A 14,022-nucleotide genomic window follows, 5' to 3' on the forward strand; every position below is an offset into this window, starting at 1 on the left:
CCGTTGTCAGTGAGCAAACCGTGCCTGCAGTCTATGCATTGAGAGAACCAGTCTCAACTATTACCGGACCTCATTCTGCGTGAGGTCATTCGTCGCCGAGTTCCGAAAGCCGAGTCTGGATTTCTTCGGCATCCGCCTCAGAGAGCGCCTTAATACCGAACTGGACGAGTAGCGGGTAGAAGTGGCGGTTCTTCTTGAACTCGTTCCGGCCCGCCTTGCGGAGCTTCAGCTGGGACTCGAGGTAGGTGTCCTCCATCTCGTCGAGGACATCGTCGGGAATGTAGATCGTTCGCCCGTTCCACTCGTCCTTGATGTTCGTCTTCGTTTTGCTCGTTTCGTTCGTTTCCTTCGTTGAAGTCGATTCGGTCGTTTCGGTCGATGAACTGGTTTCCACCGTTTCACTCACCTCACTCGTTTCGCTGGAATCAGCCTCGTCGTCCTCCTCTTCGTAGTTGCCCTCGATGCCGGATGCATCGCCCCAACCGTCGGTCATGCTTCCACCTCCTCAGGTGCGGTCTTCTCAAACGTCTCATCGAACAGGTCGGCGATCTCGTTGAACAGGTCGCGTGCATCCTCGACGCGCTGGTTCTCCTTGCCGAAGCCGAAGACGGACACACCCTCGCCAATCGACTGAGAGAGGTCGGTCCGCTTCGGGATCTCGAACACCGGGAGGGAGTACGCCGACTTGATCTCCTCGATAGTGTCACGGTGCTCGGCGTTCTGCTCGACACGGTTACAGACGATGGCGAGCCGGTTGATGTCTCCGTACGCCTGTTCGAGGGAACTCAGTTGCTTTGCGAAAATCTGGAGGCTGTTGGCGTTGAGCTTCTCGGGAATGACGGGGATAACGACGTTGCCGGTTGCGACGAGGGCGTTGTCGGTGAGGACGTTCAGGGATGGCGGCGTGTCGACAATGATGTAGTCGTAGTCCTTCTCGAGTTCGTCGAGAGTCATCTCCAACCGCTCGCGACTCTTCGGCGCCTCAAGCAGCGTCTGGATGTTCTTGTTGTTCGCGAGTTTCTCGCTGGCGGGAAGGATGTCGAATTCCTCGTGCTCGACGATGATGTCGTTCACCGACTCCATCTGATCGAAGTCGAGGACGTCGAACAGCGTTGTGCGGTCGGTGTCGTAGTACAGATCGTTGTAGCCCAGCGAGCAGGTGAGTCCTCCGTGATAGTCGATATCGACCAGGAGAACGTCGTGGCCTCGGGCGGCCAGTGCGCCGCCAGTATGAATGACGTCGGTAGTCTTCCCTGCGCCGCCCTTCTGATTCGCCACCGTGATTCGTGCAGTATTGGTGTCGGTCATTATCTTCGTTTCTCTCGTTGTGTTCGTTTCGTTCGTTTTGCTCGTTTAGTTCGGTGCGTTCGGTGAGGGTGTTTCACTCGGTGAAAGGATTACTACGATGTTAAAACCAACTGTTCGTTCCACTCGTTGAAGCAAACGCACTCGTTGCCATCAACCCATTCGTTCTGTTCGTTATGTTCATTTCCCTCGTTTTGTTCATCGAGTAGATGGTGCCAGTTCGTTCCTCAGAATGCGTTCAATACATTCGTTTTTCTCGTTCAGTTCGTTTTGTTCGTTGAATTCGTTATAATCGTCCCACGTGTTTTCAGCGGGAATCAGGACTACCTTCGAGAGTATGGAGAGAGATAGTGGCTTCATGGGTATTCGAGTGAGACTTTTTACTGTTACCGGATTATTGGTAAACACCAGATGTACGAGGTTCTCGACGACACCGCGGCGCAGATCATCCTCACCATCGAGAGTGGTGACTCCATCCGCCGTGTCGCCCAACACCTCCACACGCCCTACGAGACAGTGAGACAGGCCGTCAATCGGCTGGAAGACGCAGGCTACGTTTCCTATGACGACGGCCTCACTGTCGTCGACGAGCGCGTACGCGACGCAGCGCTCGAGCTCGTCGCTGCCAGCGCCGGCGTCAGTCCACCCTCCATCGAGGAAACATACGTCATCCCACAGTTTAGTGACTGGCCGTTCGCGTTCACACGGATCGACGCCGTCTATGTGTGGACTCAGGGCGGCTACCAGGTCGGTCGCGAGCCCGACGACTATCCACTGTTCCTCACTGTTCGTGAGCAGGACGTCGACGCCTGGGAGACATTTTTCGAATCGTTCGACCTCCCGACCGCATTCGAACGACAGCCCCGACACGAGCTGGACGGACCGCTACAGATCGTCCTCGAGCCAGGGCCGTCTCTCGACATCGAGCACGTCGAGGGGTACCCGGTTATCCCGAGAGCAGAGACGGTCGAGTATATGCGCGAAAACTACGCCCAGTTTCAGTCGGCGCTGGCGATCCTTGACCGGATGTACGAGGACCTCAAGCTCTAGTGAGGAGAGGTTAGAAGTCTAAAGGGATTTCCTCACTATCATCCGAAAGAAAGAGAAGATCGAATGCAGGATGCTTGTAGAGTATCTCGCGGCAGTCACGGCAACGTGTGTATAGGGATCGGTCAGCATCCCAAAAATCAGAACGCATCACGACAGCAGTATCACGTGAGCCGTAATGTCCGCCAGATGCTGAAAAATGGTTGAACTCAAGCCCTCCACACTCCGGACAGGGATCATTCATATTTTCCCAGTCATCCCGCTTGACGCCGGAAATTGTCTGTTCGTTCCCATCCTGATCGATAACTTGTATCGAGAGTCTCATTAGAACTCGCCTCCGCCCATAGCGAGGCGAAATAAAATGACCGTTTCAAGCCACTCTGGAATTATTTTGGTGGAGAGAAGATGTCTCTCCAAATGTTTCAAGGACAATCGTATAATCGAATTAAGAGGTAATTAGCTTCCGTGGATTGACCATCTCTTAAAATAACGATATGATCGGACTACGTAACCTTGCCGTTTAATTCGAGAATAGAAATGGACTCCGAGTCTCCATCACCGTACTTGATCTCGTTATTCTGAAAGTCAAAGCGGATTGATTCGCCCATATATGAGGAACGTTCAATTCTGGTGAGCGCGTCGAGGTCCCCAAGCTTCCAGCAGACGAATCGGTCGATGTTAGTTAGCGGTGTCTCGTCTTCAAAGAAGTCGCTAAGTTTCACTTGTAATGATGCATTGTCGAACCCGTCGTCGGTAGCGAGGATCGCATTGACCTCATCGTCCATCTGGAAGTCCGCGATTTGGATGTTTTCAGGCGCACCATTGGCGCTGTACCGTTCTAATGCGGCGATGACCTCAGCCGGGTTTGACGGCGATAGCCCTTCCTGCTCCTCTGTGCGTTCTAACCGTTCTTGGAGCGAACTTTCCTGTGACCGGATACTGCGTTTCTTGTCCTCGACCTTGCGGCGTTCGATGTAGTTACGGTACCACGACTCCTGGCACACCTTGGTCATGTACCGGTCCAACTCATCCGTGATGGCTTGGTAGACGTCCCCGGATTTGTTCCGGATCTTCTCCCGATTGGCGGAGAGCTCCAGATCCTGACAGTTGGCAATAAAGAAGAAGTGGAAGAACTCGTTGTCCGCACCGATAGCGTCATTATACCGTTCAACCTTGATGTGGTCTTTCGCCAGCCAAATACCGAACTGGGCGGAGTGCTTCCCGTAGGTCGGCAGCTTATTCCGGGCTTCCTTCCCACCGACCATCCCGACAACCTCGATTGTCAATTCACAGCCGTCATCGAGTGTGACGGTCAGCTCCCGTGGCGGGTAGTGCTTGCACATCTCTTCCGCGACGAACTCGCCGTCCGGATCCAGATTTTCGGCAGGGAATTTCAACCGGTTATCGGTCTTGATCGGGTCCCGGGTATCGTCGATCGAGGGTGAGAGCTCGACGGTAATCTCCATCTCGTGGAAGTCGTCGTTGAAGTACCAGGCCGTCGACCCACCGATTGTCTTCCACTTGATGTAATGCTCAATCTTGTTGTATGTGAGCTGCTGTGGGTCAAAGCCCTGGCCAGCCCGGAAGCCGTGGACCTCGATCCGTGTGCGTGACGGCTCCTCGACGTCCGTCGTGTCGACCGAGTACGTGGGGAGTTCGCGGTTGTTCAGTTTCGCCCACGGCTGGTCCATCACCGATTCGATCCGCGTCCCGTCCTTGACGGTCTCGACGCGTATCTTGTCGCTCTTGTAGTAGATCTTGGTGCCGTGACCCTTGTACCCGATGGCGTCGTCCTTGTTCGAGTTCCCCAGGTCGAAGAACGACGACAGGTCGTCTTCGTCCATCCCGTGGCCGTCGTCTTTGATGACCAATGTATTCCGTCCCTCGTCATCCTGCTCGATCTTGATGTCGACCTGCGTCGCGTCTGCGTCATAGGAATTCGATAGTGCTTCTCTGATGACCTCCAACGGGTCTTCGAAGTCGCTTGCTATTTCGATGAACTCGTTGACCTCGTTGACTTGTGGTGTCTTATGCATAGGTTGTGTCTGTATTCTCGAAGTACGGGTTCATCCGTTCGTTGATCAGCTGGTAGACGAACTTGCGGAAACCCTTCTGGTCCTTCACAGCCTCTTCAAGGTATTCAGCGACCTTTTCTTCGTCTCCTTCAGCGATTAACTGGCGGAACTCCCGGAGCTCCCGTTGCTGAACTGCCAAGTTGTGCGCCGCCACTGAACCGAGAATGTCCTTCTGGTACAGGTCGTCCATCTCGTTCCGCATCCGTGCCCGGTGGAAATCGTCGTTACAGATGCGGCAATCACAGGCATCGAAGTCTGCCTCGTCAACCGGGACCGTCTCGAACAGGTTGACGCAGTACTTCCCGTTGATCGCTTGGTGTAGGTAGGAGGCAGAATCGAAGGTATCGGCCCCTACAGCAACGAGTAGCGGCATTGCGTTTCCTGAGATTCCTAATACGTGTAGAGGAAGATTGTCATACCCTCGCTGTTGCATCTCCCTCTTACAGTCGGATACTGCTTCGACGAGAACCTCAACGTTGTCTTTCCGCGGGACGAGGCTACCCAAAGCAATCCCATCGAACACTTCGGGGATTGGTTCTGCGAGTTCGTCTTCGATGAGGTCGAAGGATCGTTCGAGCATCGCTTCATAATAGCCGTGTACCGTGAGATAGCAGGCCCCGTCAACCTCATCACGGCGTTCTGCGAACCGGGCAGCGTTGGCAGCTGTCTGCTCCATCTTTTCGATCCGCTCTTCGAATTCGTCATCAGGATGGATCGGGTGATCAAGGTTGACCACGATGTCTGGTCCTAGAGCCAGCTGTATATCCAGCGCCTTGTCCTGGTCAATGTCCTTCTCAAAGTCCTGGCCTTCTAGGCCACCCTGCTTCAGGATTTTGTAGCCGCCGGAGTCAGCGAAGATCATCCCGTCATAGTCGCTGAAACAGTCCCACTCGCGGATCTCGTTATCCAGATACCAGTTCAGTTTCTTTTCTCGAATACCGTAATCGGCGAGGGAGGATATCGACGTCATCACACCCCGGAAGAGGTCGCTGTAGTCTTCACCACCGGTGACTTCGTTGTCATGAGCGAGGAATTCCTTGACTGTACGGTGGACGCCGCCACCGAATAGAGCGCCTTCGTTGCCGCCGCCGTAGAAGTTGATGACGGGGAACAGGTGTGGCGTCTCCAGAGTGCGGTCGTTGATCTGGAGCTGGCCACGTCGTGCCTCGCCAGCCTCAGCAACGATATCAAACGACACCATATTATCAGTCACCGTGCACCGGAATGGATCGGCTGCTGGATACTAGGTGTTTCAGCCGCTTGCCTTTCATCCCGATACCACAACCCTCGATATAACCGACCGGAACATCGACAGCAGACTCAAGTCCGTCGACAGCCGGGAGATAGTCCTTCCCCAGGTTGACCCATACCTTCTCGTAGCCTTCCTTGGCCACCTTGTCCGCGATAGCCTCGATGACGGCATCGTTCAGTTCCTTGGCTCGTTCTGTGTCCATCCGTTGATCATAATACCTAATTTCGTCGTCAGGTTCGACGACACCATGTTTTGCTGATATAATTATGATGTCAAGTCCGGGTTGGAACCGGCCCGCGCGCACTGCTTTCTTGATGATCCTGAAGAAGTATCCATCGTACAAATCGAGTGCCTGCACCGGCTTTTCGACGTCTTGCTTGGTTGCTGAGCATGACTGAATGAGTAGAGACGACATACTTGTCCTTGATCAAGGGAGCAGACCGAGACCTAATCAAACTATCGACTGAGTAGAGATTCGCCCCGGCGGTCTCCAGCGGTTCAACGCGTTCCCGACACACGCTACCCGTCGATACTGTCAAAATACCCGACGAGTTCGTTGATGTTTTCGCCGCGGAAATGCTCGGTCAGTTGGAGGGCTCGCGGGTCAGACGGGTATATCTCACCGCGACCATACCGGGTGAATGCCTCGTTGATAGCACGGCGATATGCTTTGCTCGTCGTATAGGCCAAGATGTGGTCGAACTGTTCACCGAATCGGTCCAGGTAATGGGCGAGCCGGTTCGCAACGAGTTCGACTTGGTCGTCGTCCGCAGTTGTGAGAACATACTCGTAACTCATCACCGGGTCCGCCTCCTCGAACTCCTCTGGCACAGGGCCGTACAGCCCTGAGACGGATATCTTGTGGAACCGGTCCCGGTGTTCCTCAAGCGGAGAGAGTACCGCCTGCTGTGTCCGAGAATCGGAGTAGGGTTTCTCCTGGCTGCACGGCAGAATCAGCAGGACATCTGCCTTGCTTGGCGGCTGGTAACCGTTTTGCTGGAGGATGTTGAAATCGTTGGGACCGTGCTTCAACGAGATGGTCCGTTTCTCCCGTGTCGTGTCTTCAACACCTTCGACGAAGCCAGAGAGCTTGGTCTGGAACGTTTCGGCGTCCGGGCCCGCAACGAGTTCCTCGTAGCCATTATCGGCCAACTGTTCGCGGAGCTCCGGGTTGTGAAGCTGCGCTCGCTTCAACCCCTTCTCGACGATGTTCTTTCCCTGAGCGAACTCCGCCACGAGTTCAAGCAGTTCGTCGTCTTCGATGGCAGCCCGTACCTCCTGCATCTGGCGGCTGTACAACTCGAAGTTGTGGTGCGCTATCTGTGCGTAATACTCGCTCTTGTAGTGCTTCCCGTGTTCGCCTTCGATACGTTTGTAGCTGACATCGGACTCCAATAAAGCGTGGCGCATATCGTCGAAGTAGATGTCCTGACACGCCTGACAATCACAGTCCTCCTCGTCCCAGTCGCTCAACTTGGTCCGCTGCCACGTCTCCGGATGGATGAAGCTCTTGTTGCGAGCTGCTTTCAGGTAGTTCGAGGAGTCGAACGTATCGACACCGAGAAGGGAGAGCAGGGGACAGAGCCGGCCGCTGATTCCGAAGACGTGGAGCGCAATATCGTCGTACCGTTCCTCAGGTATCGCATCCCTTGCACCTTGGACGATGTCAACGAGGACATCCGGCGAGTTGCTGAGCGGGACTAGTGATCCAAGCGCAAAGCCCTCGAACGCTTCATCAAGTTCCTCAGCCCGGTCCAGAAATTTGCTTACGTACCAATTGACGTCCTCGTAGCTGTGGCCGTGAATCGCTACGTAAACGGACGGTGTTTTTTCGACACCCCACTCCTCAAGCTTCTCGTCGTCATTGAGCAGCTGTAGACATTCGACTGCGTTGTCGATGCTCCGCTCCATTCGCTCGGTGGCTTCCTCCTTGTTTAGGTTCTGGGGAATCGGGAAGTCTAATGTGGCGACGATGTCCGCGCCATAATCCAGCTGTAGCTTCAGGATGCTCTCTGGGTTCGTGTAGATACCCCAGTCGTTCTCGCTCCCACCCTCTTCCGGCGGCTGTCCGAACGTCGTTGAGTTCATCAGCTTGAACCCGCCGGAGTCGACAAACAATGGCTGCGTGAACCCTGGCTCGGCATCACTCTCCTCAAAGTGCTGCTTCAACGGCTTCTTCCGCCACTCCGCCAGGTTGTCCGGGGTAAGGTTGTAATCCAAGAAGGTCATCGTCTGGAACATGAGTCCCTGGACGGTGTCACTCTGGAAGAGGTGGCGACGCGTGTACCGCCAGATGCCGCCTGATTCTGGTGTGGTCCCTCCGATAAGGTTCGCAACAGGGAGAAGCGCAGGTGTCTGAATTTGGCCGACGGGCGTCTCTATCTCGCCTCGCCGACCGTACCTGGCCTTTGTAAGAGTACTGAATGCAGACATCAAATAACCTGTGTAGTACCTCTATGCGACACCTCAATTAACCTCTCGCTCCAGAGACCATCAAAAATACAACCAAATCGAAGATGGCCTTCGGTCCTTTCGGTGAGTGACCCAAGCTTAAGTATGCCCCAAGTAATACCTCGATATGCCTCAACGCGCACTAGACGAACCAACTATCTCCTCACAGGATCTTACAGAGACAGAACGGACCCTCCATGTCGGACGTGATCGGCCAATACGGATCAGCGCAGGCCACCGAATTCTGCACCACGACGGCAAGTGTAGCCGTCCCCACGGCCATAACTACGCGATCAGTGTCGCGGTGACCGGTACCCTGACCGAGGAAGGATGGGTCGTCGACAAAGGAGATATTACTGAAGTATTATCTAACTGGGATCACCGGTTCCTCGTTGAACGGGGCGACCCATTGATCGAGGCATTCGAGGGCAGCCGCGACGGCGACGCCGTCGTCGTCCTTGACCAGCCACCGACAGCTGAAGTCATGGGACTCGTCCTCGAACGGCGATTGGAGGATGCGTTACCGGAATCGGTCAGTGACATCGTAGTTGAGGTCCGGGAGACCGGTGAGCTTGCTGCTGGAGAGCGGTTATAGACCGATGCCAGTTAGCTCGGACACCGCAACGGTCAATGACGAAGCAGAAGAGACGGAAGCCGAAGAGGGATTGCCGGTAAACGAGTTGTTCTACTCGCTACAGGGAGAGGGCAAACTCGCCGGGATGCCGAGCGTTTTCGTCCGAACCAGCGGGTGTAACCTCCGGTGTTGGTTCTGTGACTCGTACCATACTAGCTGGGAACCGACCCATGCTTGGCTCGACATCGGCACTATCATCGACCGTGTCACCGACTACGACGAAGCTGAGCACGTCGTCGTCACCGGTGGCGAACCGTTGCTCCATCAGGAGACGGCCGAGTTACTGGACCGGCTCAGTGCTGCCGGCCTCCACACGACCGTCGAGACGAACGGCACAATCTACCGCGATACCGCGATTGACCTTGCAAGTATCAGTCCGAAGCTGGCGAACAGTACCCCAACCGCAGGGAAGGATCCACAGGGCGACGGTGAGTGGGCTGACCGACATGAGAACCGCCGGATTGACATCGACGTGCTGTGCCAGCTCGTCGAAACTTACGAGTTCCAGCTGAAGTTCGTTGTCACTGGCCGTGACGACATGGCGGAAATCAACCAACTGGTCAAGCGACTGCGGGACGCTGCTGCGACGACGATTAGGGATTCGGACGTGTTGTTGATGCCGGAAGGAGCGACGCGGGAGCGGTTGGCGGAGACGCGTGAACTGACTGCTAAAGTGGCGATGGAGCACGGATATCAGTATACGCCGCGGCTCCACGTCGACCTCTGGAACGACGCACCAGAGACCTAACCAGAACGATGACTGACCATACAGACGACGAAGGCAGTGCTGTTGTGCTTGTATCGGGCGGTATGGATAGTGCGACCGCAGCGTTCGAGGCGAAAAACAGAGGGTACGACCTGTACTTCCTCCACACTACCTACGGCCAAGAGACAGCGGACAAAGAGTCGGAGTGCGCCCAGCAGCTGGCCGACTGCATGGATGTAACGGACTTCCTCCATATCGAGACCGACCACCTTGCCCGGATTGGAGCCTCCAGTCTCACCGACGATAGCATTGACGTCGAGGAGGTGGATCTCGACAGCGACGAGATACCGTCCAGCTACGTTCCGTTTCGCAATGCGAACCTGCTGTCGATGGCAACGTCGTACGCTGAGGCCAACGACTGCGAGGCGATCTTCATCGGTGCGCACAGTGAGGACTATTCCGGCTACCCGGACTGTCGACCGGAGTTCTTCGACGCATTCCACCAGGTCATTGAAGTTGGAACGAAACCGGCGACCACGATTGAGTTGGTCGCGCCGTTCGTCGACTGGAGCAAGACCAAGATTGCGGAGCGTGGCCTCGATCTGGATGTGCCATACGAGTTGACGTGGAGCTGTTACCGGGAGGAAGCTCCGGCTTGCGGTACCTGTGACGCCTGTGCTTACCGGCTCAAAGCATTCCAGGAAGCTGGTGTCGAGGACCCAATCAAGTATGCCGAGCGACCGGTCTACAGCGAGTCGTAACTGTCGGTTAGTTTTGGTGAACTTGCCGGTTTAGACGGCTTCGAGCACGCCGTAGCCCGGGTTCTTGTACAGGACTTCGTCGCAATCCTTGCAAACGATGGTGCCTAAAGGTGTGCGCAGAGGAGCCCCAACGGATCTAAGGGATGTTGAGCTGACTTTGGCAAGTCATGAGACTATTAAATATGGTCTGTCTAGCTCATGCTATAGAGGGTCCAAGCACTCATGCCTCTTCCAGTTGATCTGCTTGTTTCTATCGCAACACCGCTCTCCGTTCTGGTGTTAGCCTATCAGCTGTGGCAACGCAAGAAACAGTTCAGTACGGAATTTGAAGATCACCTCACTGACCAATACCGGGACGTCATCTACGAGATCCCGGTTGATGCCTTACTCAGTGAATCCGATCCTGACGGCTACGAGGGCGAACTCAAGGATTATTACCGATATATCGATCTCTCGAACGAGCAAGTGTTCCTACGGCAGGAAGGACGCGTCAGTAAGTCAACGTGGGAAAACTGGCGAGCAGGCATCGAAACGAATCTTAGTCGTCCTGACTTCGCGGAGGCATGGGATGAGATCAAAGAACAGGCACCGGATAGCTTTAAAGAGCTCCGGAAATTGGAGGACTCAGACAAGCCTGATGACCCCCGATACTGGGAACACCCTTGGCGCGCTCGAATTGAAGACTATTGGTATGCCCTTTGGGAATTCTGACAAAATTAGCCAGACCAACTGATCGATGTTGTGGATTCAGATGCACTTGACGAGCTGATCGCAGGCAAGGAAACGGAAGGATACATCCAATTCGAATTCTCTAGGTGTCTCGTTACTGTTGAGAGTGATGGATCAGACACCGTTGAAATAGCCGTCGACACTAACCAGAAACCGATCTATGTCACAGCGGCGTGGATGTCCCCGTCAAAAAAGGTTCTCGCTCTTTTCAGTGAAGCCAGCGGGTTGCCAGCTTCGAACGAGTCACGTTGGAAGCATTAAGTGGGGTGGTTGCGAACGTCCCAGATAGATGAAAACGGAGCTGGAACAAAATCTCGAGGATTCCTTCGATTTTACCTCGTTCGAGCGGCTTACCGCCACCAGCGAGGCAATTACAAGCAAGAAAGGAAAGCTTCTCTACGTGCCGACCGATATCCCTGTCCCGTTCGACAAACGAGTCCTCAACGCGATCGTGGACAGCGACGAGGTCCGGGTCCTCCCCATGCCGGTTGACGAGTGGGAGTTCCGGGAAACGGTCTATACCGGGATCGAGTACCTCGTCGAGCAGGACGGAGAGGCGACAGTCGTCTTCTTCTGTCCCCGGTCACTTGTCGACAACTACCTGGATATTCCCGGCACCGAGTTCGTCAACTTCGAACGCGTCGAGCTCGAAGACCCGACCCGGACGATCCATGATGCCTTCGAACGTGGCGCGGGCGCAGAACCACGCCCAAGCACCATCGACGACCTTGCCGAATACACGCTCCGTGTCTTCACTGCTGCCGCGACCGGAACAGAGCTGGCACCGACACAGATCCAGACAAGTACTGATGAGCAACTCGACGACTTCTACATTCCCTACGATAACCTGACAGCAGTCCCAACACCCATCCGCGAGTTCTTCCTCAACGGCATCGGCATACCAAACACAGACCTCTTCGACAGGCTCGACACAACAGCACAACAGAACGTCTATATCACACAGCTGCTCGCAGCCTACGGTGACCGCTTCGCCAAAAACGAGCCGAAATACGGGGTCGCAGCAGAGATCCAACAACTCGACCCCGATATCCAGCATCTGTTTCGCCGTCTCGTCGTGAAATGGCTTGCCCAGCGACGCCTGTTCACCGCAACACTGCCCGAGCTCGCTGACATGGAACTGGACCGACCCACCATCGACACCATCCAGGACGCCTACCAGCGCATCACGGAAGATGGCAGTACGCTCAATATTCAGGAGCCGGCAGTAGCTGCCGAAACCCTGACAAAGCACTTCGGTATTCTGTTCGACAACATCGACGAAACCGACTTTGCTGACCTTGTCAACACAGCTCGTGATCAGCTCTCCAGCGACAGTCAGCAGATCGAGGACTACAGCTCGGACCAAGCAGTCCAAACCGTCGACAAAGTCGATACCCTGCTTGATCACCTTGCCGAAGTCGCCCTCATCAAGCATCCTCGCTTCGTCAACGCCGCATTTCCCGAAGAACGCTGGTCATCGATCCTCCAACAGTTCGTCCGGGTCGCCTTCGACAACGACCGCGACGACCTCCTCACCTCCCGTTACCTGACCGTCCTCAATCAGGCTCGGAAGCAGGAACGGCGTGAACGTGAATTCGAAGACCAAGCGGAGACCGTCAGAGAACTTGACGTCAACCTCGCCACCCTGCCCACCTTCCTGGAGCAGTGGACCTCCTACCTTGTGGACACACGGGAAGACAACGATGTCTCACCCCTGCTGCGGCAGGAACTGATCGACAAATACGACGAGTTCTGCTCCGAAGTCGTCACCCAGTACCGAGACATTGTCACCGACGACGACTGGCTCCATCTCTCCGACCTGCTCTCACCGCAACACGACGACGGCGTTACGATCACCGTCATCATCGACAGCTTTGGCTACACCGACTACCTCTTGCTCAACCAGTTCGGTTTCTTCGACCCCGAACCCGACGAGATCGATCTCGTCTTCTCAAACATCCCCTCCTACACTCCATCTGCTATTTCAACCATCTTCACCGGACTACCCGCGGAAGAAACAGGGATCTACAGCTGGGAACCCCGCCACGACAACCGCATCTACAATCTCAAACACCGCAACCCGGACACCGACTACGGATTCATCGACCAGCAGACGGAGAACAGCTTCCACCTCATCCAGCGACCACAGCTCAACGAGTCCGGCATCACCCGTGTAGCCGACGAAATCGCTGACATCAGACTCAGTTCAGACACCACGATCGAAACCGACCATCTTGACGCAGTCCGTGAAGGGTTCGTTGACGAACTCGAAGCAACGTTGGACGAACGCCGTCGTGTCCTCGAAGGCGATGAGTTCGATCCCTCACCGGAAGCCCGAGAGGCACAGAAATCAAATATCGTGCTCTACCTCGAAGACTTCGACCAATACCTGCATGAAACACTCGCCTTCGCCGAGTTCGAGAACTACTACCGGACACTCGGCACCTTCCTTACGGACCTCCTCGCAGACATTCAGGACACGGTTGACACGGCAATCGACGAGACTGCCGAGATCAACATCACCTCCGACCACGGGAAACTCACCCGGTACGAAATGGAGATGATCCTAGACGAACACCCTGAATATGAATTCACCCAACAGATGCTCACGGACTCCATCACGCTTGACCAAGCCTACGAAGTGAACTTTCGAAACGCAGAGTTCACGAATCGCAGCGACAACCACTACCTGACAGTCGCCACCGACGACACCGACCCACCGGTCGACCAGGTCCGTGACATGCTAACCGAAGAGGACGCCGCCGATGTCAGCGACGAGGAACTACGGGCGATCATCGACAAGGTCGACTACCTGCAGTCCGGCTCAAAGTTCGCCTTCGGCAGCACCAACGACGAGGACCCGGTAACGGACCTCAACCAGTTCGACAGTATCGACAGCTACCAGCCACGCGGGGACGGCATCTTCACACTACCAGACGTCGGCCTCGTCTCCCGGTACGACATCAAGAACCGGAGCGGCCACGACCACGGCTATCACGGCGGCACCTCGCTTAGCGAAATGGCTGCCCTGCGCCTCACCTTCCAAGGAGCGTGATCTCACA

At 55.3% G+C, this 14,022-nt stretch carries 14 protein-coding genes; 7 read left to right on the forward strand and 7 right to left on the reverse strand.

The window, feature by feature from the left end:
* Positions 1-85: 85 nt before the first annotated feature.
* Both EXE48_RS12980 and EXE48_RS12985 read right to left on the reverse strand, forming a co-directional pair.
* Positions 86-493, reverse strand: a complete 408-nt coding sequence (locus EXE48_RS12980) for a DUF8160 family protein (RefSeq protein WP_094533710.1) — start codon at positions 491-493, stop codon at positions 86-88.
* Positions 490-1,308: a ParA family protein gene (locus EXE48_RS12985; protein WP_137711726.1), complete on the reverse strand. Its 819-nt coding sequence runs from the start codon at positions 1,306-1,308 to the stop codon at positions 490-492. The genes EXE48_RS12980 and EXE48_RS12985 overlap by 4 nt, the downstream gene beginning before the upstream one ends.
* 408 nt (positions 1,309-1,716) lie before the next feature.
* Here EXE48_RS12985 and EXE48_RS12990 point away from each other — a divergent pair, with 408 nt between their 5' ends.
* Positions 1,717-2,355 (forward strand): helix-turn-helix domain-containing protein, encoded by a 639-nt coding sequence (locus EXE48_RS12990; RefSeq protein WP_137711727.1) that lies wholly within the window; start codon positions 1,717-1,719, stop codon positions 2,353-2,355.
* 10 nt (positions 2,356-2,365) lie between these two features.
* On the opposite strand, the gene EXE48_RS12995 is transcribed toward EXE48_RS12990, so the two are convergent.
* The 5 genes from EXE48_RS12995 to EXE48_RS13015 form a co-directional block, all read right to left on the reverse strand.
* Complete coding sequence (locus tag EXE48_RS12995) at positions 2,366-2,677, reverse strand: hypothetical protein (RefSeq protein WP_135830617.1); 312 nt, start codon at positions 2,675-2,677, stop codon at positions 2,366-2,368.
* A gap of 178 nt (positions 2,678-2,855) precedes the next feature.
* Complete coding sequence (locus tag EXE48_RS13000; protein WP_135830616.1) at positions 2,856-4,388, reverse strand: ATP-binding protein; 1,533 nt, start codon at positions 4,386-4,388, stop codon at positions 2,856-2,858.
* Entirely contained in the window at positions 4,381-5,628 is a 1,248-nt protein-coding gene (locus tag EXE48_RS13005; protein WP_137711728.1) for a tRNA-guanine transglycosylase, read from the reverse strand. Before EXE48_RS13005 ends, EXE48_RS13000 begins: the two co-directional genes overlap by 8 nt.
* A gap of 4 nt (positions 5,629-5,632) precedes the next feature.
* On the reverse strand, positions 5,633-6,094 hold the full coding sequence (locus EXE48_RS13010; protein ID WP_342764971.1) for a DUF6884 domain-containing protein: 462 nt from the start codon (positions 6,092-6,094) through the stop codon (positions 5,633-5,635).
* A gap of 104 nt (positions 6,095-6,198) precedes the next feature.
* Complete coding sequence (locus EXE48_RS13015) at positions 6,199-8,112, reverse strand: tRNA-guanine transglycosylase (protein ID WP_158295130.1); 1,914 nt, start codon at positions 8,110-8,112, stop codon at positions 6,199-6,201.
* A gap of 145 nt (positions 8,113-8,257) precedes the next feature.
* Between EXE48_RS13015 and EXE48_RS13020 the strand changes: the two genes are divergently transcribed.
* From EXE48_RS13020 to EXE48_RS13040, 6 genes are all read left to right on the forward strand, one after another.
* Complete coding sequence (locus EXE48_RS13020; RefSeq protein WP_135830613.1) at positions 8,258-8,725, forward strand: 6-pyruvoyl trahydropterin synthase family protein; 468 nt, start codon at positions 8,258-8,260, stop codon at positions 8,723-8,725.
* Between the two features lie 4 nt (positions 8,726-8,729).
* The gene (locus tag EXE48_RS13025; RefSeq protein WP_137711779.1) at positions 8,730-9,512 is read left to right on the forward strand and encodes a 7-carboxy-7-deazaguanine synthase QueE; all 783 of its coding nucleotides are present in this window, start codon (positions 8,730-8,732) and stop codon (positions 9,510-9,512) included.
* A gap of 8 nt (positions 9,513-9,520) precedes the next feature.
* A complete protein-coding gene (gene queC, locus EXE48_RS13030; protein WP_135830612.1) occupies positions 9,521-10,231 on the forward strand; it encodes a 7-cyano-7-deazaguanine synthase QueC in 711 nt (236 codons plus the stop codon).
* A gap of 222 nt (positions 10,232-10,453) precedes the next feature.
* Positions 10,454-10,942, forward strand: a complete 489-nt coding sequence (locus EXE48_RS13035) for a hypothetical protein (protein ID WP_135830611.1) — start codon at positions 10,454-10,456, stop codon at positions 10,940-10,942.
* Between the two features lie 21 nt (positions 10,943-10,963).
* Positions 10,964-11,221, forward strand: coding sequence for a HalOD1 output domain-containing protein (locus EXE48_RS19365; protein WP_394348057.1), 258 nt, complete (start codon positions 10,964-10,966; stop codon positions 11,219-11,221).
* A gap of 28 nt (positions 11,222-11,249) precedes the next feature.
* Positions 11,250-14,015, forward strand: coding sequence for an alkaline phosphatase family protein (locus EXE48_RS13040; RefSeq protein ID WP_137711730.1), 2,766 nt, complete (start codon positions 11,250-11,252; stop codon positions 14,013-14,015).
* Positions 14,016-14,022: the final 7 nt, after the last annotated feature.

The organism is Halorubrum sp. ASP1 (genome assembly GCF_005435135.1).
Lineage (GTDB): Archaea > Halobacteriota > Halobacteria > Halobacteriales > Haloferacaceae > Halorubrum > Halorubrum tropicale.

Excerpts from the sequence above, each read along its gene's own strand:
- queC (WP_135830612.1), top strand. The coding sequence starts at position 9,521 with ATGACTGACCATACAGACGACGAAGGCAGTGCTGTTGTGCTTGTATCG.
- EXE48_RS13035 (WP_135830611.1), top strand. The coding sequence starts at position 10,454 with ATGCCTCTTCCAGTTGATCTGCTTGTTTCTATCGCAACACCGCTCTCC.
- EXE48_RS12995 (WP_135830617.1), bottom strand. The coding sequence starts at position 2,677 with ATGAGACTCTCGATACAAGTTATCGATCAGGATGGGAACGAACAGACA.
- EXE48_RS13015 (WP_158295130.1), bottom strand. The coding sequence starts at position 8,112 with ATGTCTGCATTCAGTACTCTTACAAAGGCCAGGTACGGTCGGCGAGGC.
- EXE48_RS12990 (WP_137711727.1), top strand. The coding sequence starts at position 1,717 with ATGTACGAGGTTCTCGACGACACCGCGGCGCAGATCATCCTCACCATC.
- EXE48_RS12980 (WP_094533710.1), bottom strand. The coding sequence starts at position 493 with ATGACCGACGGTTGGGGCGATGCATCCGGCATCGAGGGCAACTACGAA.
- EXE48_RS13020 (WP_135830613.1), top strand. The coding sequence starts at position 8,258 with ATGCCTCAACGCGCACTAGACGAACCAACTATCTCCTCACAGGATCTT.
- EXE48_RS13025 (WP_137711779.1), top strand. The coding sequence starts at position 8,730 with ATGCCAGTTAGCTCGGACACCGCAACGGTCAATGACGAAGCAGAAGAG.
- EXE48_RS13010 (WP_342764971.1), bottom strand. The coding sequence starts at position 6,094 with ATGTCGTCTCTACTCATTCAGTCATGCTCAGCAACCAAGCAAGACGTC.
- EXE48_RS12985 (WP_137711726.1), bottom strand. The coding sequence starts at position 1,308 with ATGACCGACACCAATACTGCACGAATCACGGTGGCGAATCAGAAGGGC.
- EXE48_RS13000 (WP_135830616.1), bottom strand. The coding sequence starts at position 4,388 with ATGCATAAGACACCACAAGTCAACGAGGTCAACGAGTTCATCGAAATA.
- EXE48_RS13005 (WP_137711728.1), bottom strand. The coding sequence starts at position 5,628 with ATGGTGTCGTTTGATATCGTTGCTGAGGCTGGCGAGGCACGACGTGGC.
- EXE48_RS13040 (WP_137711730.1), top strand. The coding sequence starts at position 11,250 with ATGAAAACGGAGCTGGAACAAAATCTCGAGGATTCCTTCGATTTTACC.